At 34.6% G+C, this 25444-nt stretch carries 27 protein-coding genes; 7 read left to right on the top strand and 20 right to left on the bottom strand.

The genetic code is table 11. The features are described from left to right. Positions 1 to 36: 36 nt before the first annotated feature. The 7 genes from LC457_RS15705 to LC457_RS15675 form a co-directional block, all read right to left on the bottom strand. Positions 37 to 330 carry a hypothetical protein gene (locus tag LC457_RS15705; RefSeq protein WP_223600733.1) on the bottom strand — a complete coding sequence of 98 codons (294 nt, stop codon included), beginning with the start codon at positions 328 to 330 and terminating at the stop codon, positions 37 to 39. 285 nt (positions 331 to 615) lie between these two features. Next, a complete protein-coding gene (locus LC457_RS15700; protein WP_223600732.1) occupies positions 616 to 2646 on the bottom strand; it encodes a S9 family peptidase in 2031 nt (676 codons plus the stop codon). Between the two features lie 74 nt (positions 2647 to 2720). Beyond that, positions 2721 to 3839 carry an FAD-dependent monooxygenase gene (locus tag LC457_RS15695; protein ID WP_223600731.1) on the bottom strand — a complete coding sequence of 373 codons (1119 nt, stop codon included), beginning with the start codon at positions 3837 to 3839 and terminating at the stop codon, positions 2721 to 2723. Between the two features lie 15 nt (positions 3840 to 3854). After that, positions 3855 to 4355, bottom strand: a complete 501-nt coding sequence (locus LC457_RS15690) for a GNAT family N-acetyltransferase (RefSeq protein ID WP_223600730.1) — start codon at positions 4353 to 4355, stop codon at positions 3855 to 3857. Positions 4356 to 4370: 15 nt separating this feature from the next. Continuing rightward, complete coding sequence (locus tag LC457_RS15685; RefSeq protein ID WP_223600729.1) at positions 4371 to 4979, bottom strand: hypothetical protein; 609 nt, start codon at positions 4977 to 4979, stop codon at positions 4371 to 4373. 216 nt (positions 4980 to 5195) lie between these two features. After that, positions 5196 to 6062, bottom strand: coding sequence for an RNA polymerase sigma factor RpoD/SigA (locus tag LC457_RS15680; RefSeq protein WP_002979276.1), 867 nt, complete (start codon positions 6060 to 6062; stop codon positions 5196 to 5198). A gap of 509 nt (positions 6063 to 6571) precedes the next feature. Next, positions 6572 to 7363: a S1/P1 nuclease gene (locus tag LC457_RS15675; protein WP_223600728.1), complete on the bottom strand. Its 792-nt coding sequence runs from the start codon at positions 7361 to 7363 to the stop codon at positions 6572 to 6574. Between the two features lie 495 nt (positions 7364 to 7858). Here LC457_RS15675 and LC457_RS15670 point away from each other — a divergent pair, with 495 nt between their 5' ends. The 3 genes from LC457_RS15670 to LC457_RS15660 are packed head-to-tail and all read left to right on the top strand — an operon-like array spanning position 7859 to position 10899. After that, a complete protein-coding gene (locus LC457_RS15670; RefSeq protein WP_223600727.1) occupies positions 7859 to 8776 on the top strand; it encodes a type VI secretion system baseplate subunit TssG in 918 nt (305 codons plus the stop codon). Positions 8777 to 8830: 54 nt separating this feature from the next. Continuing rightward, positions 8831 to 9733 carry a TssN family type VI secretion system protein gene (locus LC457_RS15665; protein WP_223600726.1) on the top strand — a complete coding sequence of 301 codons (903 nt, stop codon included), beginning with the start codon at positions 8831 to 8833 and terminating at the stop codon, positions 9731 to 9733. Positions 9734 to 9759: 26 nt separating this feature from the next. After that, complete coding sequence (locus tag LC457_RS15660; RefSeq protein ID WP_047374599.1) at positions 9760 to 10899, top strand: hypothetical protein; 1140 nt, start codon at positions 9760 to 9762, stop codon at positions 10897 to 10899. 80 nt (positions 10900 to 10979) lie between these two features. Here the strand turns inward: LC457_RS15660 and blaIND are convergent, their stop codons facing one another. Further along, positions 10980 to 11720: an IND family subclass B1 metallo-beta-lactamase gene (blaIND, locus tag LC457_RS15655; RefSeq protein WP_223600725.1), complete on the bottom strand. Its 741-nt coding sequence runs from the start codon at positions 11718 to 11720 to the stop codon at positions 10980 to 10982. A gap of 171 nt (positions 11721 to 11891) precedes the next feature. Next, positions 11892 to 12365, bottom strand: a complete 474-nt coding sequence (locus LC457_RS15650; RefSeq protein ID WP_223600724.1) for an Lrp/AsnC family transcriptional regulator — start codon at positions 12363 to 12365, stop codon at positions 11892 to 11894. Between the two features lie 112 nt (positions 12366 to 12477). On the opposite strand from LC457_RS15650, the gene LC457_RS15645 reads away from it, so the two are divergent. After that, positions 12478 to 13392 (top strand): DMT family transporter, encoded by a 915-nt coding sequence (locus tag LC457_RS15645; RefSeq protein WP_223600723.1) that lies wholly within the window; start codon positions 12478 to 12480, stop codon positions 13390 to 13392. Between the two features lie 117 nt (positions 13393 to 13509). On the opposite strand, the gene LC457_RS15640 is transcribed toward LC457_RS15645, so the two are convergent. Beyond that, positions 13510 to 14163 carry a metal-dependent transcriptional regulator gene (locus LC457_RS15640; protein WP_223600722.1) on the bottom strand — a complete coding sequence of 218 codons (654 nt, stop codon included), beginning with the start codon at positions 14161 to 14163 and terminating at the stop codon, positions 13510 to 13512. 85 nt (positions 14164 to 14248) lie between these two features. On the opposite strand from LC457_RS15640, the gene LC457_RS15635 reads away from it, so the two are divergent. Continuing rightward, positions 14249 to 15283, top strand: a complete 1035-nt coding sequence (locus LC457_RS15635) for a low specificity L-threonine aldolase (RefSeq protein WP_223600721.1) — start codon at positions 14249 to 14251, stop codon at positions 15281 to 15283. A gap of 157 nt (positions 15284 to 15440) precedes the next feature. Here the strand turns inward: LC457_RS15635 and LC457_RS15630 are convergent, their stop codons facing one another. Next, the gene (locus tag LC457_RS15630; RefSeq protein ID WP_223600720.1) at positions 15441 to 15944 is read right to left on the bottom strand and encodes a hypothetical protein; all 504 of its coding nucleotides are present in this window, start codon (positions 15942 to 15944) and stop codon (positions 15441 to 15443) included. A gap of 162 nt (positions 15945 to 16106) precedes the next feature. After that, the gene (locus LC457_RS15625; protein WP_223600719.1) at positions 16107 to 16766 is read right to left on the bottom strand and encodes a hypothetical protein; all 660 of its coding nucleotides are present in this window, start codon (positions 16764 to 16766) and stop codon (positions 16107 to 16109) included. Between the two features lie 220 nt (positions 16767 to 16986). Between LC457_RS15625 and LC457_RS15620 the strand changes: the two genes are divergently transcribed. Continuing rightward, positions 16987 to 17946: a hypothetical protein gene (locus tag LC457_RS15620; protein WP_223600718.1), complete on the top strand. Its 960-nt coding sequence runs from the start codon at positions 16987 to 16989 to the stop codon at positions 17944 to 17946. 25 nt (positions 17947 to 17971) lie between these two features. Here the strand turns inward: LC457_RS15620 and LC457_RS15615 are convergent, their stop codons facing one another. The 6 genes from LC457_RS15615 to LC457_RS15590 form a co-directional block, all read right to left on the bottom strand. Further along, a complete protein-coding gene (locus tag LC457_RS15615; RefSeq protein ID WP_223600717.1) occupies positions 17972 to 18526 on the bottom strand; it encodes a DUF4256 domain-containing protein in 555 nt (184 codons plus the stop codon). Positions 18527 to 18660: 134 nt separating this feature from the next. Further along, complete coding sequence (locus LC457_RS15610; RefSeq protein WP_223600716.1) at positions 18661 to 19059, bottom strand: DoxX family protein; 399 nt, start codon at positions 19057 to 19059, stop codon at positions 18661 to 18663. 12 nt (positions 19060 to 19071) lie between these two features. After that, positions 19072 to 19656 carry a YdeI family protein gene (locus LC457_RS15605; RefSeq protein WP_223600715.1) on the bottom strand — a complete coding sequence of 195 codons (585 nt, stop codon included), beginning with the start codon at positions 19654 to 19656 and terminating at the stop codon, positions 19072 to 19074. A gap of 258 nt (positions 19657 to 19914) precedes the next feature. Then, positions 19915 to 20385, bottom strand: a complete 471-nt coding sequence (locus LC457_RS15600; RefSeq protein ID WP_223600714.1) for an SRPBCC domain-containing protein — start codon at positions 20383 to 20385, stop codon at positions 19915 to 19917. A 211-nt stretch (positions 20386 to 20596) separates the two neighbouring features. Further along, a complete protein-coding gene (locus LC457_RS15595) occupies positions 20597 to 20932 on the bottom strand; it encodes a helix-turn-helix transcriptional regulator (protein WP_223600713.1) in 336 nt (111 codons plus the stop codon). Positions 20933 to 21391: 459 nt separating this feature from the next. Beyond that, positions 21392 to 22156, bottom strand: a complete 765-nt coding sequence (locus LC457_RS15590; RefSeq protein ID WP_223600712.1) for an O-methyltransferase — start codon at positions 22154 to 22156, stop codon at positions 21392 to 21394. A gap of 823 nt (positions 22157 to 22979) precedes the next feature. Here LC457_RS15590 and LC457_RS15585 point away from each other — a divergent pair. Continuing rightward, positions 22980 to 23762, top strand: a complete 783-nt coding sequence (locus LC457_RS15585) for a YdcF family protein (protein ID WP_223600711.1) — start codon at positions 22980 to 22982, stop codon at positions 23760 to 23762. 93 nt (positions 23763 to 23855) lie between these two features. Here the strand turns inward: LC457_RS15585 and LC457_RS15580 are convergent, their stop codons facing one another. Both LC457_RS15580 and LC457_RS15575 read right to left on the bottom strand, forming a co-directional pair. Next, entirely contained in the window at positions 23856 to 24725 is an 870-nt protein-coding gene (locus LC457_RS15580; protein ID WP_223600710.1) for a DMT family transporter, read from the bottom strand. Between the two features lie 197 nt (positions 24726 to 24922). Then, entirely contained in the window at positions 24923 to 25318 is a 396-nt protein-coding gene (locus tag LC457_RS15575) for a VOC family protein (protein WP_223600709.1), read from the bottom strand. Positions 25319 to 25444 lie beyond the last annotated feature (126 nt).

Raw genomic sequence — 25444 nt, 5'->3', positions numbered from 1 at the left:
AAGACGGATACTTCTATCCGCTTCATTTATAATTCGTTATGCTATAGGATAAGATGTTCCGCACTTTTGCGCATTAAAGTAAATTACATCATCAGTAAAATCTCCCACGCTATCATAATCACCAGCTTCTAAATAATAAACAGCTCCACAAGGAGACGTTACTTGAATCCAGTTATAAAAAATAGCTTTTGTCTTTTGAGAAACTTTACTATGGTTTACAGCTTTTTTCTCAATAGTTTCAGCTTTTTTAATTACTTTTTTAGCAGTAATATTTTTAGCACTCATAAGTCCAGCTGCACCAAAGGCAACAATAAAGATAATTTTTTTCATCGTTAAAATTTTAATTTTTTAATAAATAATAAATGTTTTAGATTGCAATCTGGAAACAATTTTATGTAAATTTCATATTATTAACAATGATTATTTGTTTTAATTTAAATTATTTTAAATTAATGGTATTTTTGTTGTTTATTTTGTAATTAAATTAATTAAAAATATTGAGTAAGATAATATTATTCTTATAAGTTGTAAGATTATGTGTTGATTAATCTATTTGTTTAAAAACAAAACCACCTCATAAAATGAAGTGGCTTTCTATAATTAATATAAATACTTTTATTTAGATGCTCCTGCAGTTTTTTCGCTTTTTGGTGTATAGGTTACTTTTGAAATATCCACCGTCATTTCCTTCAGACGTTTTGCCACATTATCAGGCATTTCTTTCTGATATCTTCCACCGATTACTTCAGCAAGGAATTTCTCGGTTTCAGCGTACATGGCCATGCTGTTAATCGGCTTACGGAATCCATGGCCTTCATCATCGGCAAGGATGTAATTTACCTTTTTGCCTTTGTCACGCAGTGCAATGACAATCTGATCCGCCTCTGCCTGCTTTACTCTTGGATCATTCGCTCCCTGAACAATCAGTAATGGCTTGTTGATTTTATCCACACTGAATAGAGGACTTGCATCATGCATACGTTTTTTACCTTCTTCAGTTTTAGGATCACCAACCATTCCGTAAAGGAAAGCACGGGCGGCTTCCCAGTAAGCAGGTACAGAATCCAATAAAGTAAAGAGGTTGCTTGGCCCTACAATATCTACTCCAGCAGCATATACATCAGGAGTGAAGGCTAAACCTGCGAGTGTTGCATATCCACCATAGCTTCCTCCCATAATTACTACTTTATTTTTGTCTGCGATTCCTTGATCAATCAGGTACTTTACGCCCCAGGTGATATCATCCTGCATTAGTTTTCCCCACTGAAGATCTCCGCCGTTCTGGAACTTTTTACCATATCCGCCACTCGCTCTGAAGTTGGGCTGTAATACCGCATATCCTCTGTTGGCTAAAAACTGTACGGTTGAATTGTATCCCCAATAATCTCTTGGACCTTTCGGACCTCCATGAACCAAAACAACTACAGGTACATTTTTACCGGATGAACCTACAGGAAAAGTCAGATATGCCGGAATTTCAAGTCCGTCACTGCTTTTATAAGAAATAGGAGTCATTGCAGCCAGATACTTTTCAACTTTTTTCAATTCTGTTCTTGGTGTATACTGAAATAGCAACTGTTTTGTTTTTGCATCAAAAAAGTAAGCTTCAGAAGCATATTTATCACCTCCAACAGCAACTAAGAATTTAGAATAATCATTCGTAGAACTTGAAAAATTAACTTCTCTTCCAGGAAATTTACTTTGCAGAAATTTATAATTATCTTCCCATGTTTTGTCTTTCCAGTAATACTCTGTTTTATCTCCGGTGTAAGAAGTGTAGATCATCTTCCTTGTATTTCTGTCCAGAAACAGTCCTCCAAAATCTACTTTATCTTTAGGATCGCTTTCTATTTTTGTAATCTGTTTTGTTTTCGGATCCATCAGGAATAGGGTTGATTTATCAAGATTCCCTTTATTTGTTACCAGATAGAATTTAGAATTATCTTCATTCCAGTTTGAGATATAGGCACTTTCTGTTACTAAAGTCTCATAAATAGGAGTAAGTTTATCTCCTTCTTTATAAAAAAACTGGGTAGTTCCTTTATCATCTGTTTTGGACAGCACTCTTAATTTTTCATCCCAGTCAAATTCATAGCTTGTGATGCGGTCTGTATTTTCATAAATCTTTTTCAGTTCGCCTGTAGAGATCTTCAATGAATATAAATCATGCCATGCTTTATCACGGTTATTCAGTCCAATCATCAGTAAATCAGGATCTTTTCTGCTTACCATGTAGATTTGTGCTGTTACCTCTTTAAGAGGTGTTATATTCCTTGATTCCGGAACTCCTGTGGTTACTTTTGCCATAGGATCTACGGCGAAAATATTCATGTTCTCGTCACCATTTCCATCTTTTACATAAAGAATATACTTTCCATCTTCAGACCAGAAATATCCGTTCATCGGACGTTTGCTGTCTGTTAGTGGGCGGGCTTTTTCAAAAGGTTCATCAATTTTTTTCACCCATATATTCATGATACCGCCATATTCTTTCGTAAAGGAAATCCATTTTCCATCCGGGCTCAACTGTCCTCCGGAAATTTCCGGATTTCCAAAAAATAATCCTCTGTCCAGTACCGGGACCTCCTGTGCTCGTGCTGTATGTACTCCTATGAATAAGAGCAATACATAAAAGATTTTTTTCATGCTGTTAATTTTTAGTTGTTATTAATAAATCAGATATTATTTTTTAAATTTTATTTTTTTCCTAAAAAGGATTTCTACATTTCCAGTTCTATAATCTTTTTAGCCATTTTTTGATGCATACTTTCCGGAATCATACCCATGAGAAAATTACGTATTGAATTTCCTCTTTCCCATTGAGAAACCTTTCCTATGCTTCGACTTGTGTTGACGATATAATCTACTTTTTTTCTTCTGATACTTTGAAATGCTTCAAAAACAACATTGAAATCCTGGTTTTTCTCAAGTAATTTTCCGATGATATAAGCATCTTCAATGGCCTGGCAGGCACCTTGCCCCATATTAGGAGTTGTGGCGTGAGCAGCATCTCCGATAAGACATAGATTTTCAGAATACCATTTGGGAATAGGAGCGAGATCGGAAATTGTATTACAAATAATATTTTCGTTTGCTGTAGCTTCAATAAGGTGTAAAACCAAAGGATCAAAATCATTAAAAATCTCTGCAATTTCAAGAGATCTCCCGAAACTTTTTTCATTGACACAGGCATACCAGTATACTTTTCTATCAGAAATTTTTACAAATCCAAAACGTTTTCCTTTTCCCCACATCTCAAAGGCTTCCTGATGATATTTCTCAGGCAGATCGAAATCTAAAACACCACGCCAGCATTTCTGTCCTGAATTACGGATCGTTCCGGTTTTTAAAATCTGGTTTCGGATAGGGGATTTTATACCATCAGCTCCAAAAACAATCTGGCTTTCAAATTGATTTCCGTTTTCAAAATTTAAAATATAGTTTTCTTTCTTCTCAATTTTTTGTAGAGAATGATTAAGCTTAATGGAATCGGGAGAAAGGTTTTCAGCTAAGATCTTTTGGAGTTCAGCACGGTGGATCGCAACATTACATGAATTGTATTGAGCCTCAAGTTCCAGATTTTCTGTTTTGGAGATAGGCTGTAAAGATTCGTTGGCTATAACAATTCTATGAATTTTATTACCGGCTTTTTCAATTTTTTCCTTTAATCCCAGTTGATCAAAAACCTGCATCGCATTCACTGCCATCATAATTCCTGCTCCTACGGGTTTTATTTCGGGAGCGGATTCATAAATCTTGAAATCATACTGATGCTGTTTCAGTATATTTCCGAGGGTCAATCCTCCGATTCCGGCTCCGATGATTGAAATGGTGCTCATAAGACATCATTTAATTTATATTGTTAAAATATAGCTTTCCGATACCTTTTTGAAACCATACTTACTAAAAAAGTTGTGCGCTCCATGGTTGTTGACTCCGCTTTCCAATAGGATGAAACTGATATTCCAGTTTTTAGATTCATGGATGGCTTTCTCTAACAGTTTACTTCCCAGTGACTGGCCTCTTACAGACTGATCCAGAAGCATATCTTCTAAAATCGCATACTTTTTAAAAGGACTGTTGATCACATTAAAAACCATCATTCCGACAATTTCCCCATTTTCATTTTCTGCAATAAGAATATTCAGCTTAGAACTGCCATCAGAATTAAAATCAGTAATCAGCTGCTCAGTAAGAATCAGTTCAAGATCCGGATTCCAATGATGAGAATCGGTGGCTCTGCCGGACATCATTTCGCCATGGGAAATATAAGAATCTGTTTTATGGGTAATAAAAAAGTCTACCAGTTCTTTAACGCGGGCTTTATCAGTGAGCCATTTTGTAGTATATTTCATGAGGTGTGTTGGTATTTATTTTAACTTTTTCAACTCTTCCAGCAGTTGGTTTTGCTTATTGATGAATTGATTGAGGCTGTCTGTTTTCAGAGGATGGGCATTCTGATACTTTTCAATTTCAGGAAGGGTCTTTCTGATCTTAAATACAAGGTATTGATTATGAACTGTTGTCCTGTTTGCTTTTATTTTGACGATGAGGTCTCGGATAGTTTGTGTTTTTATATCATATTTTTCAGAGCTGGCCTTTATCTCTTTTTCAATTTGTTTCTTTGTAACAGAATCGGTTACCGAATTTGATAGTGCCGTTGCATCATTATAGTATGTTTCTGATTTTTGAATAACATCATCATATTCGATCATTGCGTCCTCCGTTTCCTGATTAATAACCGTTATTCTTTTGTCAAGATCCTGTAAAGCCTTGTCATTTTTTATCAGCTCCTGATAGATTTCATGAACAAGGTTTCCTTCACGTGAGGAGTATCTGGTATTTTTTTTAATAGCTCCAGAAACTGAAGATTCAGCATTATCAACTGCATTTTCTACGGTAGGAGCTTGCCGCGATTTATTTTCACTGCAGGAAAGTAAAGAAATAACTACCGCACAAGCGAAAAGTATTTTTTTCATAGTCTGTTTTATTTTGGTGTTCTCAACATCATATCCCATCAACTAAAATTAATCATTTAGAATTTATCGCAAATGAGTAAAGGATATGATTTTAATTAGTTGAATAAACGGTGAAAAATGTTACAGAAGTTTACGGATTGGATGTATGAATACTATCTAAATAAAAAAACGGAGCCTGAAACCAGACTCCGCCTATAAAATTTTTTACGCTAAAAATTATTTACCCAGATAAGATTTTAAGATCTTGCTTCTGGTATTGTGTTTTAGTCTCTTAATTGCTTTTTCTTTGATCTGACGAACTCTCTCTCTTGTAAGATCGAAAGTCTCACCAATTTCTTCTAAAGTCATTGGGTGTTTTCCGTTCAGTCCGAAATACAATCTTACTAAGTCAGCCTCTCTTGGCGTCAAAGTATTCAATGCTCTTTCAATCTCAATTTGTAGAGATTCAAGCATCAGATCTTTATCAGGACTTGGAGATTCTCCTGAACGTAATACATCATAAAGATTAGAATCTTCACCTTCTACTAAAGGTGCATCCATAGACAGGTGTCTTCCGGAGTTTTTCATAGATTCTTTAATATCTTCCTCGCTCATGTCAAGAACTTCAGCCAATTCTTCCGGAGAAGGTGGTCTTTCATTTTCCTGCTCAAGGTGAGCGTATGCTTTATTAATTTTATTGATGGAACCAATTTTGTTCAACGGAAGTCTTACAATTCTTGACTGTTCAGCCAATGCCTGTAAAATTGATTGACGGATCCACCATACTGCATAAGAGATAAATTTGAAACCTCTAGTTTCATCGTACCTTTTTGCCGCTTTCATCAATCCTAGGTTACCTTCATTGATCAAATCGGGTAAAGAAAGACCTTGATTTTGGTATTGCTTGGATACAGAAACTACGAAACGAAGGTTGGCTTTGATTAATTTCTCAAGTGCGGCTCTGTCGCCAGCACGTATTCTTTGTGCCAATTCTACTTCTTCGTCCGCAGTGATCAGTTCCACTTTACCAATTTCCTGCAAATACTTGTCTAATGAAGCAGTTTCCCTGTTGGTAACCTGCTTAGTGATTTTTAATTGTCTCATTTATTTTATCCTCAAAAAAGAGTTACTATAATATATACGTATGAAAAGGTAAAAAGGTTACACGAGATAGAGTGTTTTTTGTATAATGTGGACTGTAAAATGTGTAAATATCTTTATTTTTTGGTTTAATTTATTGGTATTCAGTATTTTATTTAAATTGTAAAAAGACGGTTTTTTTGTATAATGTCCGAAGTAAAATGTATAAGTTTACTTTGAATTAAATAATGTGCTGATAATCAGTTATTTTGTTCCGGTTTGGATGGTTTTAGATTTGCAATAATGATATTAATTAATTGATAATGAGTGTATTAATTTCTTTTTTGAAAATTAAAATATGTGTCAATAATAAAAAATGTAATTTCCCTAAACCCTAAACCCTAAACCCTAAACCCTAAACCCTAAACCCTAAACCCTAAACAAAAAAAACGAAACCGAAGTCCCGTTTTTATATCTTGAAATACAATTTTAAGCCGCCTTTGGTTAATGAACCCGCAACTCGAAACCCGTATTTAGAAAAGTTCGTTTAATACTTTTGCCAGTCTCAATCCTCCGTATAGAAGCTGTCTTTCCAAAGTATCATTGAATTTATACTGGTAGTCATAAGATAATTTAGAGTCGTTAGGAGTCTGTGCATAAATTTTATTAGCAATCTTATGAGAATCATATAACCAGTCTTCCAGCGTCCCGGACTGTATCTGTGCTACTTCTTCTTTAGATTTGATATCCAAAAGTTTAGAATATTCTGTGTAGCTGTATTTTTGAGAGTCTACCAGTTTTCCGTCCCAAACTGAGTGTAAATTGGTTTTGTCTCCGAAATAGGTAACATTGATTTTGTTTCCTCCCAAATCTTCTGCTCTTCCCACGTGAAGGGGCTGTGCAAGATCTCCCATAATATGGATAAGGAAAATTAAAGCAATTTTTCTGTCTTTTTCAGAAGTGTTTTTGTCTTTAATCTGGCTGGATAGTGTGTTTACCTGAGTGTAAAGGCTTGGTCCTGCCTGCGCTTTTAAGTTTTGTTCAAAAGCTTTAAAGTCGGTCATCGGATCAATGTTTACATAATGCCATGATGAAGCCTGTTTCCATGCTCCTGTGGTATCAGATTTAATGAAATCCGGCCAGTTCGCCCAGTAAGCCAGACGCTCTTTTCCCATGATCTTTTTAATTTCTCTTCTCGCTTTACGGGAAAGATGGTTTTCTGCAATGTCTGCAATAACCCTGTGTCCCGTTAATCCCCATGCATAAGAATAAAGTGAAGAGGCCATGAATGCTAAAATCAGAATTTTAGAATAGATACTTTTCATTTTAAATAACAATTTTCAGTCTGCAAAGATACGGCCCGCTTTCGGAATGAGCATGCATTATCCTGAATTTATTCTATAAGATAATGTTAATAAAACTTAATCTGCATAAAAGAGGTATTTCTACTACGTTTGAAAACTTATATTTTGTCAGATGAAGATAAGAAATCAATAATAGCAGGGATAGGAGAGTGGAGAAAGAGAGAATAGTATCCTTATATATAAGGAAGAATTAAAATATAAAAACTTACCCCGACCTAAAACTTTAACCTTTAATTATCTGATTCTGAATAGTTAATTTTAAATTAAAAAAAACAAATAAACCTTTTATTTACCGTATTTTTACGGAATTTGCTAGAAGTTATTCCTTTTAATGTCAATAAATTATTATTTTTAGGATAAAATTATTAGCAAAATATTTTTTCAAACTTATGAGATATATTATCTTTACAAGTCATAATCAGAGGAAACACTATGTATGAGACTAATATTGTAGATATGCATTACAATAAGCTGCAAACAGACTTTAAGGCTGAAGCTGTGGCTGTTAATCTATTGAAATACCATCGTGCGGTAAGCAATATATTCATTGAGCGTGTTGGCGTGAACGACCGTGCCTACCTGAAGGATATTAAGAGTATTTCAAGCAGTTATTTAGGATTTGACGAAGAAGTATTTACCATAGAGAGTTACAGGGAAGGTATTTATGACTATCTTCCGGAGGGTTTATTCCACCCGCCGTCTCTTGGAGCTTCCAGAAAGAACGTAGATACTGTGGTAAGGGAAATCCGTAAACAAAAAAGGGTAGAAGATGATGCCCGTAAGTTTTTTCGTCCTTTTGAGCTGGAAGTTTTTTTTACGGAAATCAGTGCTTTACTTAAAGAATCTGAATTTGATATTACAAGCAATACGGATTCTTTATTGGAAACCGTAAGTGAGCTTTGGCCTCTGATAAAGATGCTGGATAAGCAGAATGCTTATATCTTCATGCATATTCTTCCTTTTTTCCACCAGATAAGAGGGGATAAAAAATGGTTTGAAAGATGTATGACTGCTTTTCTGCAGGTACCGGTAAATGTTACTTTTTCACCCAACATCATTGATAGGATTGAGAAAAATGATAATTCCATGTTATTGGGAAATTCAAGATTAGGAGTAACCTATATTCCAAGTGGTCCGCATATGGACGGTCAGCGAAACTGGGTGGTAAATATTGGCCCTATTCCTTATGAAGACATGAAGAAGTATATACCAGGAAGTCCGTTCAGAAATGTACTTCAGTCACTGTATGATTATTTTCTTCCGGTAACAGTGGATGTGGAAGAGAATTTTGTTACGGAAAAAGAGGAATATTCATTCAGTCTTGAAGACGATGGAAGAAATGCCAGCCGCCTTGGATACTCTACATTTCTCTAAATTATTTTATTATATTTACAACTACCAACAAAGTATAAATTCGAAAAGAAACAAATGGAAATTTCTTCAGTAAAAGGTATTTTTTTAAGGTATATCTTAATGCCTTTAATCGCAATTATTATGATGGTTATACTGGGTGTAATCCGTAGAAATAAACCTGCGATCAAAATTAAAGTAATTATTATATACGTGCTTCTGTGCAGTTTATGCCTGGCTATTCCGGGATTTTTCGGATTTGCCGGAAATCTCTTTAATCCGTACTGGTATCTCATCGCACAGGTTGTTTACCTTATTTTCGGGATTATTCATGTGAATTTGTTGCATAAGTATTTCAAAAAGCACATCGAATCCCTGGCAATGAGTATTCTGTTTGAGTCTCTGCTTTCATTGACGTGTATCGCTTTGGGAGGATATCTTTTCACTCTGATCTTTAACTGGATGAGTAAAGGAACAGGATATGCTGTAATGGCGGCAACAAGTATGCTGATCTTTGTAGTTCCCATGGTATTTTATTACTGTTATATCCAGTTTATCACGATTCCTTTTGATATTTATAAAACATGGAGATATTCACCGGAGCAGAAACTGCCTGATTTTGAAGGAGCAGATTTTGACAGATTAATGGTATTGAATGTTGAATTGAGCAAAAAATTAGAAGATACCAACCGTTTCAGAATCAAGGCAAAAACACTTCCAACGGGGGTTACTTTCGGAGATTGGTTCTACAGGGTAGTAGATGATTACAACCATAAGAATCCGGGTTCCGTTATTCATCTTTCAGACGAAGGAAACGAGCCTTATTACTGGATCTTTTACACTAAAAAATCGTTTTTCAGTTTCAGAAAATATATAGATTTCGACCACGACATTACAACAAACAGCATTTCTGAAAATGAAGTGGTGATTTGTAAGAGAGTCATTCAGCATGAAGAGGAGGGAGTCGCAAGAAAATCATAATCACAAAAAATTAAAAAGTATTAAACATGATACAGCCTATTAAACATTTTGCAATCAACTGGGTGGATGGGATGAAGGTTTCCCAGAGACACCTTAATGATCAGGATAATTTCTTAATTGATACCATCAGAGATTCCAATTCCCTTGGAATTACTACATATAACTACGGACTTCTGCCTATTTCCAATGAATTTACAGACCGTACCATTTTTGATGTTCACAATACGGCAACCAATGATGTACAGCTTGTTATCAAGCGTTGTAGCGCTGTTACGATGGCGGGTTACCGGATTGAGCTGACAGACAGAAGAATCAGCGTAAAGTCTTTGGCGAAATCCATGAACGAAGAACAGGCAGACGGTGAATATTATATCTTAATCTCTGTAAATCCTTTTGATAAAGTTCCTTTCGGAGATATTGACCCTGAGGAAATTCCGCCGCGCCATCCAAGTGCACAGCCTAATCATCATATTGAACTGCTTCCTGTAACTTCTCTTAACAGCAGCTATTCAGGAGGTAATTATCTTATCATTGGAAAAGTAGATTTAAAAGGGAATATTGCTCAGGTAGATTCCAACTTTATTCCGCCTTGTACGTCTGTACAGAGTCACCCGGCATTAGTGGAATATTACAGCAGCTATGCAAAATCTATCGGGAATCTTCAGCAGTATGCTTTTAAAATTATTCAGAAGACTTCCCATAAAAATCAAAATACAGCGTTGGCACAAAACGTGAAGTTCCTGTGCAGTACAATGGTGAATACTTTTGGAGACATGTATTTCCAATTCAGAAATATTACCCCTTGGCAGCCGCCAGTATTTCTGATTGAGTCTTTTGCAAGATTGGCTCTTCATTTATATAATTCAACCCAGCTTCTTGTTCCTGCTGAATTGGAAGAAATGCTGAACTATAGCCTGGAGTGGAGTGAGATTGCTCCTCATACTTTATTGAACCAGCTTTCTATTGTGGCAGAGACCAATTACGATCATCATAACTGTGGTGAGCCGTTGCTTTATATTCAACAGATGCTGAGAAGCCTTGAAACCATTTTCTCTAAACTAAGCGAACTTGATTACATCGGTCAGAGAAAAGAAAACATCATTGTTAACGAACAGGAGGTTTCTACCAATACAAATCCTAAGAGAGGTTGGAGTGTATTAGACTAATACAACCATCATTAAAATATAAATCCCGAATGAAAATTCGGGATTTTTTTATGGTATATGAAGTTTATAAAAATAAATTATTATTCCTGTTTTTTGTTTTTCTCTAAAAGCTCAAGCGTATGCTCAACATGTCCGCCTCCTTTCCATTCGTCATGACCTGGAATCACAAGAGTGGCCTGTGAATATTTGTTTTTCAATTTTGTCATGGTTTGTGGCCATTGTGCAACATTGGCTTCTCCTGTATAGCCAAGATCAACTGCTGCTTTGCTTTTTACAAGGCATCCTCCATCCAGTATTTTATATTTTGGAAACCATACCACTACATTATCGGCTGTATGTCCTTCACCCAGAAAATCTACCACAAATTCTTCTCCACCAATATGGTAAGGTTTCCCTGTTTTGATGATTTCTGTAGAAGTAGCTTTTCCGTCTTTCTTCAACAGTTCATTGGTTTTTGCTGTTGCATAAGTTTTAATTCCTTTATTGTTATAAAAGCTTAAATCTCCGGCTCTGTCTTCATGTGAATGCGTTGCAAATACTGCGATAACAGGAAGGTTATGACGTTTTTGAATGGTGTCCAACAAGCTTTGATATTGGGTTTTCTGCCATGGCACATCAAATAAGACAACTCCTTTTTTGGTAACCAGATAAACAGCATTGGTAGAATATTCTTTACCTCCAAATACTCCGAAAGTCTTATAAATATAAAAGTTAGGTTTAATCTGAGGTTCAATCACAAAATCTCTTACCTTGGTGTCCTGAGCGTTTGCAAATGGGCTTAACAGCATCGAAATAATAAAAAACGGAATGCTTTTTTTCATAATTTTTTTAGTAATAATTAAATGTTGGGATTTGTCAGAAAAGACAAAGTCTGTAGAATATTTTGCAAACCTAATTAAAAATTAATTTTCAGGTATTTTATGAAGGGGAGTTTAACCGTTTTTTAACGATTTTTGTTAAAATTGGCTTCAGAGAATCAACGGTTTTTATTGTCACAACAAAATATCAATAGGGATTTCAAGCCCTGCCTTTACTGTGTTCATTGATACTAATGTTCTGAAGTGTTTGATATTCTCATTGTTGTAAAATATTCTCCGTGTGAGCTTTTCGTAGTCTTTCATAGAAGGAACTACAACTACCAGTACAAAATCTGATTCTCCGGTAACATAATAACACTGCTGGACTTCAGGAGCTGAAGTAAACAGTGTTTGAGCCTGATCTATCAAATCTATTTTATCCCTTTCCAGGAAAACTTCTACAATAAGGGTAACAGAGTGCTTTAACTTTTCTGTATCAATGACGGAAATGTCTGCTTTAATTATTCCGGTTTCCCGCATTCTTTTGATTCGCCTTTGTACCGCAGCAGCTGAAAGACCTATATGATCTCCAATATCTCTTTGTGGAGTAAGATTATTCTTTTGCAGGATCTTAAGGATTTGAAAATCAAATTGGTCAAGTTCATTCATTTTTTTAGAATTAAGGAGTTTAGTGAAACAAAATTGCAAATTAATACTCAAATTTCGTGAAAAATCAAGCAGTATTTGATGCAATTTTGCATTTTAAATAGAATTTATCACTATGAATGTACTAAAAGGTTTTTCTTTGGCGGTATTAGCCGCTTTATTCTGGGGTGTTGCCGGAACATTTGCACAATTTCTTTTTCAGCAGCGGGGAGTTAATATTGAATGGCTGATTACCATACGTTTACTCATTTCCGGGATATGTCTTTTGCTGTATGCAAAGTTTTCTGATAAAACCGAGCTTTTTGAGATCTGGAAAAATAAAAAAGATGCCATACAGCTTGTTATTTTCAGCATAACAGGAATGTTGGCAGTTCAATATACCTATTTTGCGGCTATAAAATATTCTAATGCAGCCACTGCCACTGTTCTTCAGTATGCAGGCCCTGTTATAATTGCTGTATATCTTGCTTTTAAAAATAAAAGAGTTCCTGTTTTGGTTGAAATAGCAGCAATTGTTTTAGCAGTTTTAGGAACTTTTTTACTGGTAACTCATGGAGATACATCCAGTCTTTCTATCTCCGGAACAGCTTTGTTCTTTGGCCTTGCTTCAGCTGTTGCATTGGCTGTTTATACATTACAGCCGGTGAAACTTTTATCAAAATACAAATCTTCTCTTATCATTGGATGGGGAATGTTTTGTGCAGGCATCATATTCAGTTTTGTAAAAGCTCCATGGGACATTCAGGGAGTATGGGATATGCAGACATTTGGCTATACTGCATTTATTGTACTATTCGGAACATTAATCGCTTTTTATTTTTATCTGTCAGCAGTTCAGATTATCGGAGGTCAGAAAACAAGTCTTCTGGCATCTATGGAACCACTTTCTGCTACAATTTTAGCAGTGTTTTGGCTTAATGTTTCTTATTCTTTAATTGACTGGATTGGAAGTATATTTATTATTTCAACTGTTTTTCTGTTGAGCATAAAACCTAAGAAGGTTAAAATAATACCGGAGGAAGCAAATTGATCTGAATTATTTTAAATTGAAAAGAGATAGTTCAAGAATCTTATAATAGTGTTTTATGAAATGACAAACCTCACAGGTTTTTATAATCTGTGAGGTTTATTTTAAGATGTGCTAAGGTTATTTCTTAACTAATATTTTTTCAGTCGCCTTTTTGCTTAAAATTTCCGTTTTGCCATCAATTTCTATAGTCATTGATTTATCAAAACTTTCTACTTTAACGACTTTTACTTTGGTATTGAGGAGCAATTTCCGATCGTTGAGATAGGTTAAAAAAGCATCGTCAGATAAAGTAACCGAGGCAAAAGTAACATTTTCACCAGGTTCACAGTGGCTCAGTTTCTGCAGATCCTGGGAAATAATATTTCCGTCTTTATCAGGAATAGGCTCTCCATGGGGATCAAATTTAGGATAATCCAGAATTTCATCCATTTTATCAAAAAAGATTTGAGAGTGTACGTGTTCAAGCTGCTCCGCAATTTCGTGAACATTTTCCCATCCAAAATTCATTTTTTTTACCAGAAACATTTCAGTAAGTCTGTGTTTTCGGACTACCAGAGCGGCTTCACGTCTTCCGCCTTCGGTAACGATTAAAGGTTTGTAGGTTTCATAAATGACCCACTTTTTCTCTGCAAACTTTTTCATCATATTATTGACACTCGGCATTTTTACATTCAAAAATTTGCTGAGTTCATTAATCGTAACCTTTCCTTCATTGTCAACTAAATGAAACAAAGCTTTCAGGTAATTCTCTTCTGTTAGGGTTGTTTTCAAAATGTTAGATGATTTTCAATACAAATCTAACAAAATAAAATGAAAAGTTTACTCTTGTTATTTTAACTTTTTTTACTTTTACTCTATGAAATTTTCATTCAAAAACGACTATTCAGAGGGATGTCACCCGAATATTCTACAAGCGCTTACAAAAAGTAATTTTGAACAGCAGGCCGGATATGGAGAAGATGAGTATTCATTAAAAGCTAAAACATTAATTAAAGAAAAAATCAACAATCAGGATTCTGAAGTTTTTTTGGTTTCAGGAGGAACGCAGGCGAACTTAATTGTTATTTCAGCGATTTTAAAGCCATATCAATGCGCGATTTCTGCCGCTCCCGGCCATATTCTGAATAATGAAACAGGAGCCATTGAAGCCACTGGACATAAGGTATTGAGCATTGAAACAGCAGATGGAAAATTAAGACCGTCGGACATTATTCCGGTTTTGGAAGGACATAGTAATGTACCACATCAGGTGATGCCTAAGCTGGTGTATATATCCAATTCTACAGAGCTGGGAACTATTTATCAGGCAAAAGAACTGGAAGAGCTTTCAGCATTTTGTAAAGAAAAGAAATTATACCTGTTTATGGACGGAGCAAGGCTGGGACATGGGCTGACTTCAGAAATCAGTGATCTTACTCTGGAAAAAGTAGCTCTTCTGACGGATGTTTTCTACCTTGGAGGAACCAAAAACGGGGCGTTGATAGGAGAGGCTATTGTCATTAATAATCCAGTTCTTCAGGAAGATTTTGCTTTTAATATCAAACAAAAAGGAGCGCTATTAGCTAAAGGAAGACTGCTGGGAATACAGTTTATGGAACTGATGAAAGACAATCTGTATTTTGATCTGGCGAAACATGCCAATCAGCAGGCTATGAAAATTAAGAATGCATTGCAGAAAAAAGGAGTAGCATTTCTTGCAGATACCTATACCAATCAGATTTTTCCTATTGTAAGCAATGAACTTATAAGCGTACTGTCTGAAAGTTTTGAATTTTTTGTCTGGAAAAAAGTAGATGAGAATTTTTCGGCAATACGTCTTATTACTTCCTGGAATACAGGTGATGAAGCAGTAAACCAGTTTATTGAAATCATTGAAACAGAATTACCATAAAATGAAGAGGTTGTCTCAAAAGTGTCATTCTGAACGAAATACAATGTAGTGAAGAATCTCACATAGTTGTTTATTATAGAGATCCTTCCTTCGTCAGAATGACAAAAGGCCGCTATTGGAGTTTTGAGACAGCCTCTTTTTGTTTTATAATAATGTATTATTTCTTTAAAGCTTCGCTCACTACTTTACAGTCTGCGGTGTTTAGCTTCTGTCCGTCTTTATAGGTGATTTTTTTCTCATCTGCATATTTAGACTGTCCGTCTTCCTCTTTATGATCTCCAATTCCTTCTGTCAAAGCATTATCTTTCTGGATGAAGTAAATATCTCTTTTGCTTTTTTTACCTTCTGAGGCAAATTCGTAAGTCAGTTTCAGGGTATCTCCGGATTTGAAACCGGTTACATCTCCTGTTGAACTGTCTTTCTCACTGTTTTTATAAGATAACTTTCCGGTGATAGTTCCTAAATTGTCATCAATGGAAGCAAAAACACTGTCTTTTCCTGTTACCCCGATATAGCAGAACGATTTTGGTCCAAGAGTATCTATTACAGGTTCTTCAACAGCGATAGTATCTGCCACTGCCTTGGGAGCCGGAGCTTCAGTTTTCTTATTACAGTTGATTAAAAAAGCTGATACAGCACCCAATAAGATTAATTTTTTCATATCCTTAATTGTTAAAAATCAAATTTCTATTCTGCTAAAATAATAATAGTATTTGTATATTAAAAATAGGATATGAAGAGATAATGATTTTATGATGAAAATTAATATTTCAGAAAATAAATTTTAAGGAAAAATATTAATTAAAAATATTGTTTGGTATGTTTAATTAATTTTTATTTTTCTATCACAGTACTGTGTTCCTGTAATGTTATTCTCCTGATCTCTGCTTATAAATTTTTGTATCAGACTCATTATTATAGAATAACGGTCAGTGTTTTTTAATTGTGTGAGTTTAAGATCTTTGATATCAAAATCCCCAATTAGACGATAGGTTAATTCATTATAGTTATCTAAATTTAAGATATTTAATTCAAAAGCATAGTAATCATTATTATAAGAATAAATGATTTTTTTATCTTGCGAAATTATAGGCTTACTTCCAAAAAAATAGAATAAACGATCTTTTGCATTATACATTTGGTAACCACTGATTTCAAATCCAGAATACTTGAAAAAATAAAAGTTGTCTATTATTGAAACAAGTTTAAATTTTCCTAAAGTGCTATGAAGGTCTTTGGGAATTTGGTCTCTTTGATCTTTGTCGCAGAAAAAAAAATCTTTTGATTCTCCTTTTATATTTATTTTTAAACATTTGCCATCATATATGTCTGGGAATTTATTTTGAAATAACTTAAGATTATCCTGACTATTTTCTTCTATATTGATTACTTCGGGAATGGTTTCAGAGAAATTATCAAAGAGTTTTTCTGTAAAAGATATATTGAAATGACCATTAGAATTTATACTTTGATGTAAGTCCATGCATTTTTGTGTGTAGAATACTGTAGATAGGAGTACAGATATAAAAATAAATATTTTTTTCATACCCAAAATTAATACAATTAAATTTTGAATTCCAAAAATAACAATACTACTTGTATTTTAATAATATTGATCATGATAAAATACTTTTTTTAATGCTCTTAAAAATGTCTGATGTTTTTAGGCACGGAAAATGATTGACTATGCAAAATTGATTTTAATGAAAAAGATTACCAAAGCGCTGGGATTGGGATTGCTTATGCTTGGTCTGCATTTTATATCAGGGCAGACGCCTCAGAATTATATTTACACTTCATCAGGGGATCTTAGGAAAATAGAAAAAATAATTACCCGTCAGGATATCGGAGGAGTACAGATTGTTTATAACTGGAGAGCTTTGGAAACCTCAAAGGACGTGTATGATTTTTCTATGATTGAAAAAGACCTGGAATATTTAACTTCGATCAATAGAAAACTATTTATTCAGCTTCAGGATAGGTTTTTTGAGCCACAGTCCAGATATATTCCTGATTATGTGTTGAATGATAAAGAGTATACAGGAGGATTGGTTTCTCAATATGATAATCCGGGGGAAAATAAACCTGTTGGAAGCGGATGGGTTACCCAGCAATGGAATCCTGCTGTCCGGGAGAGATTTCAGAAGCTTATAGGAGCATTGGCACAAAAGTTTGATGGTAAAATTCAAGGAATTAATCTTCCCGAAACATCAATAGATATAGAAATGAAAGCAGATAAAACCGGTTTTAGCTGTGACCGTTATTTTCAGGCTGAACTGGAAAATCTGAAGTTTGCGAGAAATGCTTTCCATCAATCCAATGTATTGCAGTATGTTAATTTCTTTCCCTGTGAATGGGACAATGACCATCAATACATGTCCAGACTGTTTGATTTTGCTTATAAAAATAATATAGGACTTGGAGGGCCAGATATTGTTCCGAATAAAAAAGGCCAGATGAAAAACTCTTATCCTTTCTTTAATCAATACAAAGGAAAGCTGCCTTTAGTCGCCATGGCAGTTCAGGAGCCGACTCTCACTTATACAAATCCAAAAACTAAAAAGCCTTTTACCAAAGAAGAATTTGTAGAATATGCTGAACATTATCTTGGTGTGAAAATTATTTTCTGGAGTGTGGAATCTCCCTGGTTGAGAGATTCCTAATGTATTCTGATAAAGATAATTCTCCTTATATTTTTAATATTCCTCTAAATCCTCTTGCTGCATAATAAGAATCTGCACCATTGTGGTAAGTAAATACAGTATTATATCGTCTGTCACAGAAAAGGGCACCTCCGAGTTCTCTTACCTGTGATGGCGTTTTTATCCAGCTTGAGGTCTTTTGATCAAACTTTCCAAGTTCCTGAAGGTTTCTGTATTGTTTCTCTGTTAAAAGTTCAATACCCATTTCTTTAGCTTTGTCGATGACGTTGCTTTCCGGTTTGTTGGCTTTTCGGGCATCCCAGGCTGGATAATCATAACAAAGACTTCTGCGTTTCGGGCTTTCCGGAGAACAGTCTACGAAAGAGTACTCGTCTGTTTTTTTATTGTAATTTACGATGTCGGGTTCACCTTCTGTAGTTTCCATTTCGTGTAAAGACCAGATTTTTTCGGGATTGGCTTCGAGTTTTTGCTGGATTTTCTCCCATTTCAGGTCCTTATGACGATTCATATTTTTTTCAAAACGGGCTTTTAATGTTTGTAAAAGCTCGTTGATTTGTTCTGGTGTCAGTTTCTTTTTCATATCAGATTTTATTTTACTTGAATTGGTTTGTAATGTTGGATAATCGCAAAGGCGCAAGTTTTACAAATAAAAGTTTTTTTAAGGCGCAAGGATTTTATCTGCGATAAAATTTTTGATTTTTTTCTTAAAAATTATTAACCAATAATAGTGATTTTTCTGTCTGCAGGTCTGAAGTACCATGAAATAATAACCAATACTAATAATAATACGGCGGGAAAAGTTCTTCCTGCTGTATCACCTACAATAAGATGGGAAATTACAGCGCCTGACATCACGAAGAAAAATCCTGCATAAGCCCATTCTTTTAGCAACAGACGTTTGGGAATCAGTATGGCAATAACGCCCAATATTTTCCATATTCCGATAATGGTCATCAAGTAGGAAGGATAACCCAAATTAGTGAAATTTAGTAGTTCATCTTTACTTTTCATCAGCTGCACAATTGCTGTGGAAACCATTCCCAGAGCCATCCAAAGCGTAAATACCCAATAGATGATCTTTGTTCTTTTTTGTGATTGTTGTGGTGTGTTCATGATTTATTTTTTTTATAGTAAATCGTTTAATCCTATTCCGTCCATGATTTGTGGAATGCATTTTTCAATGCGGGCTTCCCGGGTTTTGGACTGTTTGGCAGAGGAAAAGTGGAGTAGGTATGCTCTTTGTCTTCCGGGAGTCAATGCCTTAAAAGCTTCCTGCAATGCCGGATCCTGATCCAGTTTGTTCTGAAACTCTTCAGCCATTTCAAACTCTTTAGTTTTCTTCATCTCAACTTTAGCACCTGATTCTTCAATCTCAACGGCTTCAAACATATAGCTGCGAAGAACATCTTCCAAATCATTGATTTGCTCTACGTCTGTAAAGCGCACCTGTCTTGCAGCCTGTACATTTTTAGACTGCTGGATCAGAATCTGGTCCGGGTCTTTCATCAAAGCTCCTTTAAAGAAGAGGATTGCACAGTATTCTTTAAAACCGTGGATCAGGAAAATATTTTTTCCTTCATAGGTATAACATGGGCATCCCCATTTTAAATCTTCTACAAGCTCTGTGCTTAGGGCAATTGTTCTTAATTTTTCAAATTCTTTGTGCCATTGCTGGCTTTTATCAAAGAAGAAATTGACTTTTGGATTCATGTGTTTTGGGTTTGAGGGTTTGAGAGTATTTGAGTGGGAGAGTTCTAGAGTTTGAGAATATAAACGTTCAAGGTTTAAAGTTTAATGTTCAGGGTTGTTATCCTTTCAAGGGAAATTTTGAGCTTTGTGGTTCATTGTCTCTCATCTCTTCGTCTATTATCTCTTTTCTCTTTTTGACGAGTCACTTGCAAAGCAAAATTTACTATTAATATTCACAATTTGAGCTTTGTCGTTCATTGTCTCTCATCTCTTCGTCTATTATCTATTTTCTCTCTTAAACATTTCCTGCAAACGATTATGCGCCATATTAATTCCCTGGGCGAACGGCAATTTCAGCATCTGGTCTCTGAAATCTACGGATTTATAGATCGTCTGGATTGTGATTTTGCTGGTGGTATCCGTTATTTTTTCAAATTCTAAAAACTCTATCTGAACAGGAAAAGGAGTGTTTTCCATCTGAAAAGTTCTTATAATTTTCTCATTATCTGTTACTTCGTGAATGGTTCCATTGGCACTGAAAACTACGTCACCTTGTGGATTGGAGGTTTCAAAACGATAGCTTCCGTGTTGTTTGTTTTCAAATTTTGTCACTTTGGTGCCCATCCATTGTTCAAAGAGTTCAGCTTCTGTATACGCTTTGAAAAGGAGTTCTACCGGAAGATTAAATTCTCTGGTGATGAAAATTTCCTGTTTTCCGTCTTCTGCGTGGATTTTTGTTTTAAGTTCCATATTTTAAGTTTTTGGTGTTGAGGGTTTTCTGAGTATTAGAGTGGGAGAGTTCTAGAGTTTGAGAATACAAACGTTCAAGGTTTAAAGTTTAATGTTCAACGTTGTTATCCTTTCAAAGGTAATTGACGATTCATTTGTAAAGCAAAATTGACTATTAATATTTATAATTTAAACTTTGACGTCCATCGTCTCTCATCTCTTAGTCTATTATCTATTTTCTCTTATCACTATTGCTTTGGTACGCTTTCATTACACTTTCCAGCTTATTGAATTTCTCGTCCCACATTTTGCGGAAGGGTTCTATAAAATCGGCTATTTCTTTCATTTTATTGGGATTTAGGTGATAGATTATTTCGCGGCCGTTTTGTTCAGATCTTAGCAGTTCGCATTCTGTAAGGATCTGGAGATGCTTTGAAACGGTAGGTCTCGCCGTATCAAAATTAGAAGCAATGGCTCCCGCTGTCATCGACTGTGCCGCCACCAACATCAATATAGATCTTCTCGTAGGATCTGCTATTGCCTGAAAAACATCTCTTCTTAAATTCATCGTATAGTTATTTGACTACAAATATATGTGTAGTTATTTAGCTACGCAAGTTTTTTTGAAGAAATTTTATACCAATTAATTATAAACATGATTATTAAAAGAAAAATGGAGAACTTAATACTCTCCATTTTTCTTTTAATAATGCTTTTGTTTTTAAGGAACATTAAGGTTCAAATAAATTTGAATAAAGCAGTGTGCTTAATAAATGTCTTTAGATATTTTCTTAATATTCTTAACAACATAATATATTCTTAATGGTTTAATATTAGACTCATCCTTGATTTTGATTTTTATTTAACGCAAAGTTTTATCTGATGAGGTGCTTCATTTTAAGGAGCAAAGAGTGGGCAAGTGAATTTGCCTGATGAAGCGGTGTGAATCGTTTTCCGCATATTTGGTGATTAAGCGGATTTTTGAAGTGTATTATTAATCTGTGATATTTGCGTGATGAGTGGGCAATTATTGTTTTATAAAAACGCCGATGTATTTTCCGCTATATTCTACAACAGTAGTGTTAATATTTTTTTTAGCACAGAAATCCTGATAGGCAGAATTGTCGCCAATATCATCACTGATAAAAACTGCACCGGATTTCAATCTTTTATAAATTTGATGATAAGCCCACATTCTTCCATGGTAACTTTTATCAGAATCATAGTGGAAAACATCAAAAGAAGACACCTGTTTGAAAATTTTCGGTAAAGATTCTCTATCTGCAAAACGGAATAGCTGCCAATATTTTTTAAGGTCTTCAGGAACAACATATCCTACATACTCATCACCGTCCTGAGCAAGATAAGGCATATCTGAGCTGTACAGTGTTCCGTTTCTCTTTTGAAGTGAAAGCAATATGGCTAAAGAAGACCACCCGTAAGCTACTCCGGTTTCAAGTACATTTTGAGCTTTTGTATATTCACAGGCATAATAAATTAGCTCCAGTGCGCCAGGACCGCCCATTGTAATAGGGCATTGTGCTTCTTTTGTAATTGCTATTTCCAGAATATCAGCATAGGTATTTCTGAAATGATCAGTATCCATTGAGAAAAGCCTGGAAACTGCTGTTTTTTGAGAAACTGCTATGGATGCAGCCCAGGAATTTGTTTTTGCTTTTCCTTTGAATGGACTTCTTCTACTTACCGTATTTTTAATGATTTTTCTGCCCAGTTCAGGATAAAGAGCAGGCCTTTTGAGATACGCTACAAATGTTTTGAGAACTGTTGACATTTCATTGATTATGTTAAAGTTACAAGACAAATGTATTTTTTTTAAATCTATATTGCATTGAGACAATATTAATTTTTATGTTAAATCTGTTCAAGATTTTTTAATACTATAATCCGGTAATTTGGCATAGGTTTTAAGTGATGAGGTGCTTTATTTTAGGTAGATAAAATTGGTCTCATAATTTTATGAGATTGTGGAGTAGAAATAGTTTCGGCCGCCAAAGGCGGCCGAAATATATGTTGTTATGAGAATGGTATTGTAAGAGAAAGTTATCATCTGTCAAAGGAAAAATTTGTATTTATTTCCTTCCCAACGATATTTTTATAGAATACTGTACAGATCCACTTTGAATCTGATTCTTAGTCTTAAAGGTTTTTTTTCTGTCTAAAGTTAAAATAGTTTCTTTATACTTAAGGAAGAGTTTTTGTTTTTTTCTTTACAAAAATGTCGGTCCAAAAATATATGGATTACGGTCATAAAAACGGTGATGCTTTTCTGCTTTTTCACTTGGGTAGGTATTTGTCATTTTTATTAGCACACTAAAAAGTGTGTTGTTCAATGACTGCAAATGTATAAAATAATTGTATAAACAGAAAGATAAATTAAACGAAATATCTCAATAATTTTAATTATTTGTTACTTCCAATGCATTGCATGGCTGTATGAAAACGCAAAAATTCTGTTATGATTAGTAGAAAAAAGAACATCATTTATAGTATTTTCTTAATAGGATATGGCTGTTTGACCACTGAGAAAAGTAGTCCTCTTGAAAATAACTACCTTTGCAGTCCTGTGTTTTCTATACATTAATCAATATTATCAGATGAAATTTTTACTAGACCTTTTATTTCGTGTTTTACAGCTTTTTACAGAACCTTATTTCTTATTATTTCTCGCGATAGTTATAATCGCTCTGCTGAAAAGAAAAAATAAACGCAAAAATCTGAGAATAGGAATTGGTATATTGGTAGTTTTAATCATCATCTTTATTGGAAATGGTTTTCTGGGAAAACTTATCTCAGGATATTTACAGAATAGCTATACCCATAATTCGGAGGTGAAGAATATAACTGCTCAGAATCCGGTTATTGTTGTCCTGGGTGGTGGAGTTGTAGACATTAACAATACCGAAAAACTGCATACGATGTCTTATTCCAGAATCGTTACAGCTTATCAGTTGTATCATGAATTTAAGAAAAATAATACACCTTGTAAAATAGTAATTTCCGGAAAGGGAAGTGGCCACACAAGTGAAGCAGAATTATTCAGTGAAAACTTTAAAAAAATGGGAGTATCAGATTCTGATATTATTAAGGAAGATAAAAGCATGAATACGTATCAAAATGCAAAATTCTCAAGTCCGATTATAAAGAAGCTGGCTTCTGGAAGCGTGTATCTGGTTACTTCGGGTTTTCATATGAAAAGATCTGTTTCTCTGTTTCAGATATTTGGCTTAAAACCTATTCCGCAGGCATCAGATTTTATTGATACTGAAATAACGGCTTTTCCCAACAGCTATAACGCAGCATTTACTTTTGTCATGCTTAAGGAGGTCGTGGGAATATGGCAGGTGCAGTTATATAACAATTTGGGGGTGAATAAATAATATTTTACAGCTTATTACATATAAAACCGGACACTTAAAGTTAATTTGAGTGTCCGGTTTTGTTTAAATAAAATGATTTAAACTATACATTTATTATTTTGTTTTCTTCAGTGAAATTAATGTCTGCAAAACTACAGACGCAATAATAAATGCCAATCCGATATAAAACGAAAGATTAACTTCTTTGCTTTCATCAAAAAATAAAAAGGCAATAATAATAGCATATACCGGCTCCAGATTGAAAGTTAAGTTCACCGTAAAGGCTGGAATTTTCTTTAAAACTTCTGCAAATATCACATAAAGTCCTACAGTACAAAAAAGTGCTAATAACCCCAAATAAGCCGTGTCTTTTAAGTCAGGAACTATGCTATCTGCTTTGAAATAGAGGAGGTATATGGGCAAAATTGCTCCAAGACATACAGTACCGGCAAGCATCTGATAATAGTTGATAACAATACTGTCAAAACGCTGAACCAGACGTTCATTATAAATAGTATAAAGCGCAGCAACTGCAGAAGAGAATACCCCTAGAATAATTCCTAGTTGATAAGATGCATCGAAATGGAAAATGAGACTGATTCCGAGAAGTGTCAAAGCGCTGAGTCCCAATTCTGATAACCGGAATTTTTCTTTGTCAATGACTGGCTTCAGTAAAGCTGTAAAAAAGCTGGTGAGACAATAGCATACAACTCCAATTGATATATTGGAATATTTGATACTTGCATAGAAAAGTACCCAATGTAAAGTAATAAGAAGTCCTGCCTGAGCTATTTTCAGTTTTTCTTTTCCTGAAGTGATATTTGGAATTTTAAATATTTTCAGGATAAAAAATAAAATAATACAGGAAAACAGAACTCTGTACCAGGTTAAAAGCCCTTCGTTAAGCGATATTAATTTTCCGAATACTCCTGTAAATCCGGCAAGTACTACGGCCAGATGCAATAATAAATATGATTTTTTCATTGAGAATGAACTGTAAAAGATTTGAATTAATATTTTTTGTAGGAATTAGAAGCATAAACAATCTTGTTGTTAATTAGTTAACAACACAAGTACACTTCAAATTAATTTGAAAATATTAAGGTGCCGGAGGAGGCAGACAGTTCGAGCGGTTCATATGTATCTGTTGAATGTCAAATATAGAGAAAATAAGGTAAAGTCTACATAAAAAATACATTAAACTTGTGCCCATCAGGGTCTGCAAATATAAATCCATAATAGTTTTCTCCAAAACTCTCAGGTTCTGAAACAATAGTTCCACCGGCATTTTTAACCTCTAGTGCCCATTCATCTACCTGTTCTTTACTTGCTGCGGAAAGGGTAAAGATGATCTCATTAGAAGTTTGAGGATCTCCAAATTTCATTGTTTTTAGGTTTCTTTCTATGATATTTTTTAAGAAAAAATGTATAATAAACTCATTTTCACCTGCAAAAAAACTTACCAATTCATTAGAAGAGTGCGGGTTATTGGGTTTGAATCCCAGCTTTGTGTAAAATTTATGTGTGCGTTCAAGGTCGGCTACGGCCAGGTTGGCCCAGATCATTTTAGGTTTCATATTATTTTTTGGTTAGGATAAAGGTATTGAGTTTCATAATGATAAAAGCTGTCATGTGGCAAGATTTTGTAATTTTAAGATCTTAGAGTGAATTTTTTACGACTTCAATTTAACATAATATATAGC

It is taken from the genome of Chryseobacterium sp. GVT01B, from assembly GCF_019970045.1.
In the GTDB taxonomy this organism is placed as follows: Bacteria; Bacteroidota; Bacteroidia; order Flavobacteriales; family Weeksellaceae; genus Chryseobacterium.
This window is presented reverse-complemented; position numbering and strand designations above follow the sequence as displayed.

Coding starts and splice junctions, on each gene's coding strand:
- LC457_RS15605 (WP_223600715.1), bottom strand. CDS start 19,656: ATGAATCCAAAAGTCAATTTCTTCTTTGATAAAAGCCAGCAATGGCAC.
- LC457_RS15630 (WP_223600720.1), bottom strand. CDS start 15,944: ATGAAAAAATTAATCTTATTGGGTGCTGTATCAGCTTTTTTAATCAAC.
- LC457_RS15695 (WP_223600731.1), bottom strand. CDS start 3,839: ATGAGCACCATTTCAATCATCGGAGCCGGAATCGGAGGATTGACCCTC.
- LC457_RS15590 (WP_223600712.1), bottom strand. CDS start 22,156: ATGTCAACAGTTCTCAAAACATTTGTAGCGTATCTCAAAAGGCCTGCT.
- LC457_RS15580 (WP_223600710.1), bottom strand. CDS start 24,725: ATGAAAAAATCATATTTATTATTGCATCTGGCCGTAGTACTTGCCGGA.
- LC457_RS15650 (WP_223600724.1), bottom strand. CDS start 12,365: ATGAATGAACTTGACCAATTTGATTTTCAAATCCTTAAGATCCTGCAA.
- LC457_RS15575 (WP_223600709.1), bottom strand. CDS start 25,318: ATGAAACCTAAAATGATCTGGGCCAACCTGGCCGTAGCCGACCTTGAA.
- LC457_RS15685 (WP_223600729.1), bottom strand. CDS start 4,979: ATGAAAAAAATACTTTTCGCTTGTGCGGTAGTTATTTCTTTACTTTCC.
- LC457_RS15600 (WP_223600714.1), bottom strand. CDS start 20,385: ATGGAACTTAAAACAAAAATCCACGCAGAAGACGGAAAACAGGAAATT.
- LC457_RS15670 (WP_223600727.1), top strand. CDS start 7,859: ATGCATTACAATAAGCTGCAAACAGACTTTAAGGCTGAAGCTGTGGCT.
- LC457_RS15615 (WP_223600717.1), bottom strand. CDS start 18,526: ATGAAAAAGAAACTGACACCAGAACAAATCAACGAGCTTTTACAAACA.
- LC457_RS15705 (WP_223600733.1), bottom strand. CDS start 330: ATGAAAAAAATTATCTTTATTGTTGCCTTTGGTGCAGCTGGACTTATG.
- blaIND (WP_223600725.1), bottom strand. CDS start 11,720: ATGAAAAAAAGCATTCCGTTTTTTATTATTTCGATGCTGTTAAGCCCA.
- LC457_RS15635 (WP_223600721.1), top strand. CDS start 14,249: ATGAAATTTTCATTCAAAAACGACTATTCAGAGGGATGTCACCCGAAT.
- LC457_RS15665 (WP_223600726.1), top strand. CDS start 8,831: ATGGAAATTTCTTCAGTAAAAGGTATTTTTTTAAGGTATATCTTAATG.
- LC457_RS15595 (WP_223600713.1), bottom strand. CDS start 20,932: ATGAATTTAAGAAGAGATGTTTTTCAGGCAATAGCAGATCCTACGAGA.
- LC457_RS15620 (WP_223600718.1), top strand. CDS start 16,987: ATGAAAAAGATTACCAAAGCGCTGGGATTGGGATTGCTTATGCTTGGT.
- LC457_RS15585 (WP_223600711.1), top strand. CDS start 22,980: ATGAAATTTTTACTAGACCTTTTATTTCGTGTTTTACAGCTTTTTACA.
- LC457_RS15675 (WP_223600728.1), bottom strand. CDS start 7,363: ATGAAAAGTATCTATTCTAAAATTCTGATTTTAGCATTCATGGCCTCT.
- LC457_RS15645 (WP_223600723.1), top strand. CDS start 12,478: ATGAATGTACTAAAAGGTTTTTCTTTGGCGGTATTAGCCGCTTTATTC.
- LC457_RS15700 (WP_223600732.1), bottom strand. CDS start 2,646: ATGAAAAAAATCTTTTATGTATTGCTCTTATTCATAGGAGTACATACA.
- LC457_RS15610 (WP_223600716.1), bottom strand. CDS start 19,059: ATGAACACACCACAACAATCACAAAAAAGAACAAAGATCATCTATTGG.
- LC457_RS15690 (WP_223600730.1), bottom strand. CDS start 4,355: ATGAAATATACTACAAAATGGCTCACTGATAAAGCCCGCGTTAAAGAA.
- LC457_RS15660 (WP_047374599.1), top strand. CDS start 9,760: ATGATACAGCCTATTAAACATTTTGCAATCAACTGGGTGGATGGGATG.
- LC457_RS15680 (WP_002979276.1), bottom strand. CDS start 6,062: ATGAGACAATTAAAAATCACTAAGCAGGTTACCAACAGGGAAACTGCT.
- LC457_RS15625 (WP_223600719.1), bottom strand. CDS start 16,766: ATGGACTTACATCAAAGTATAAATTCTAATGGTCATTTCAATATATCT.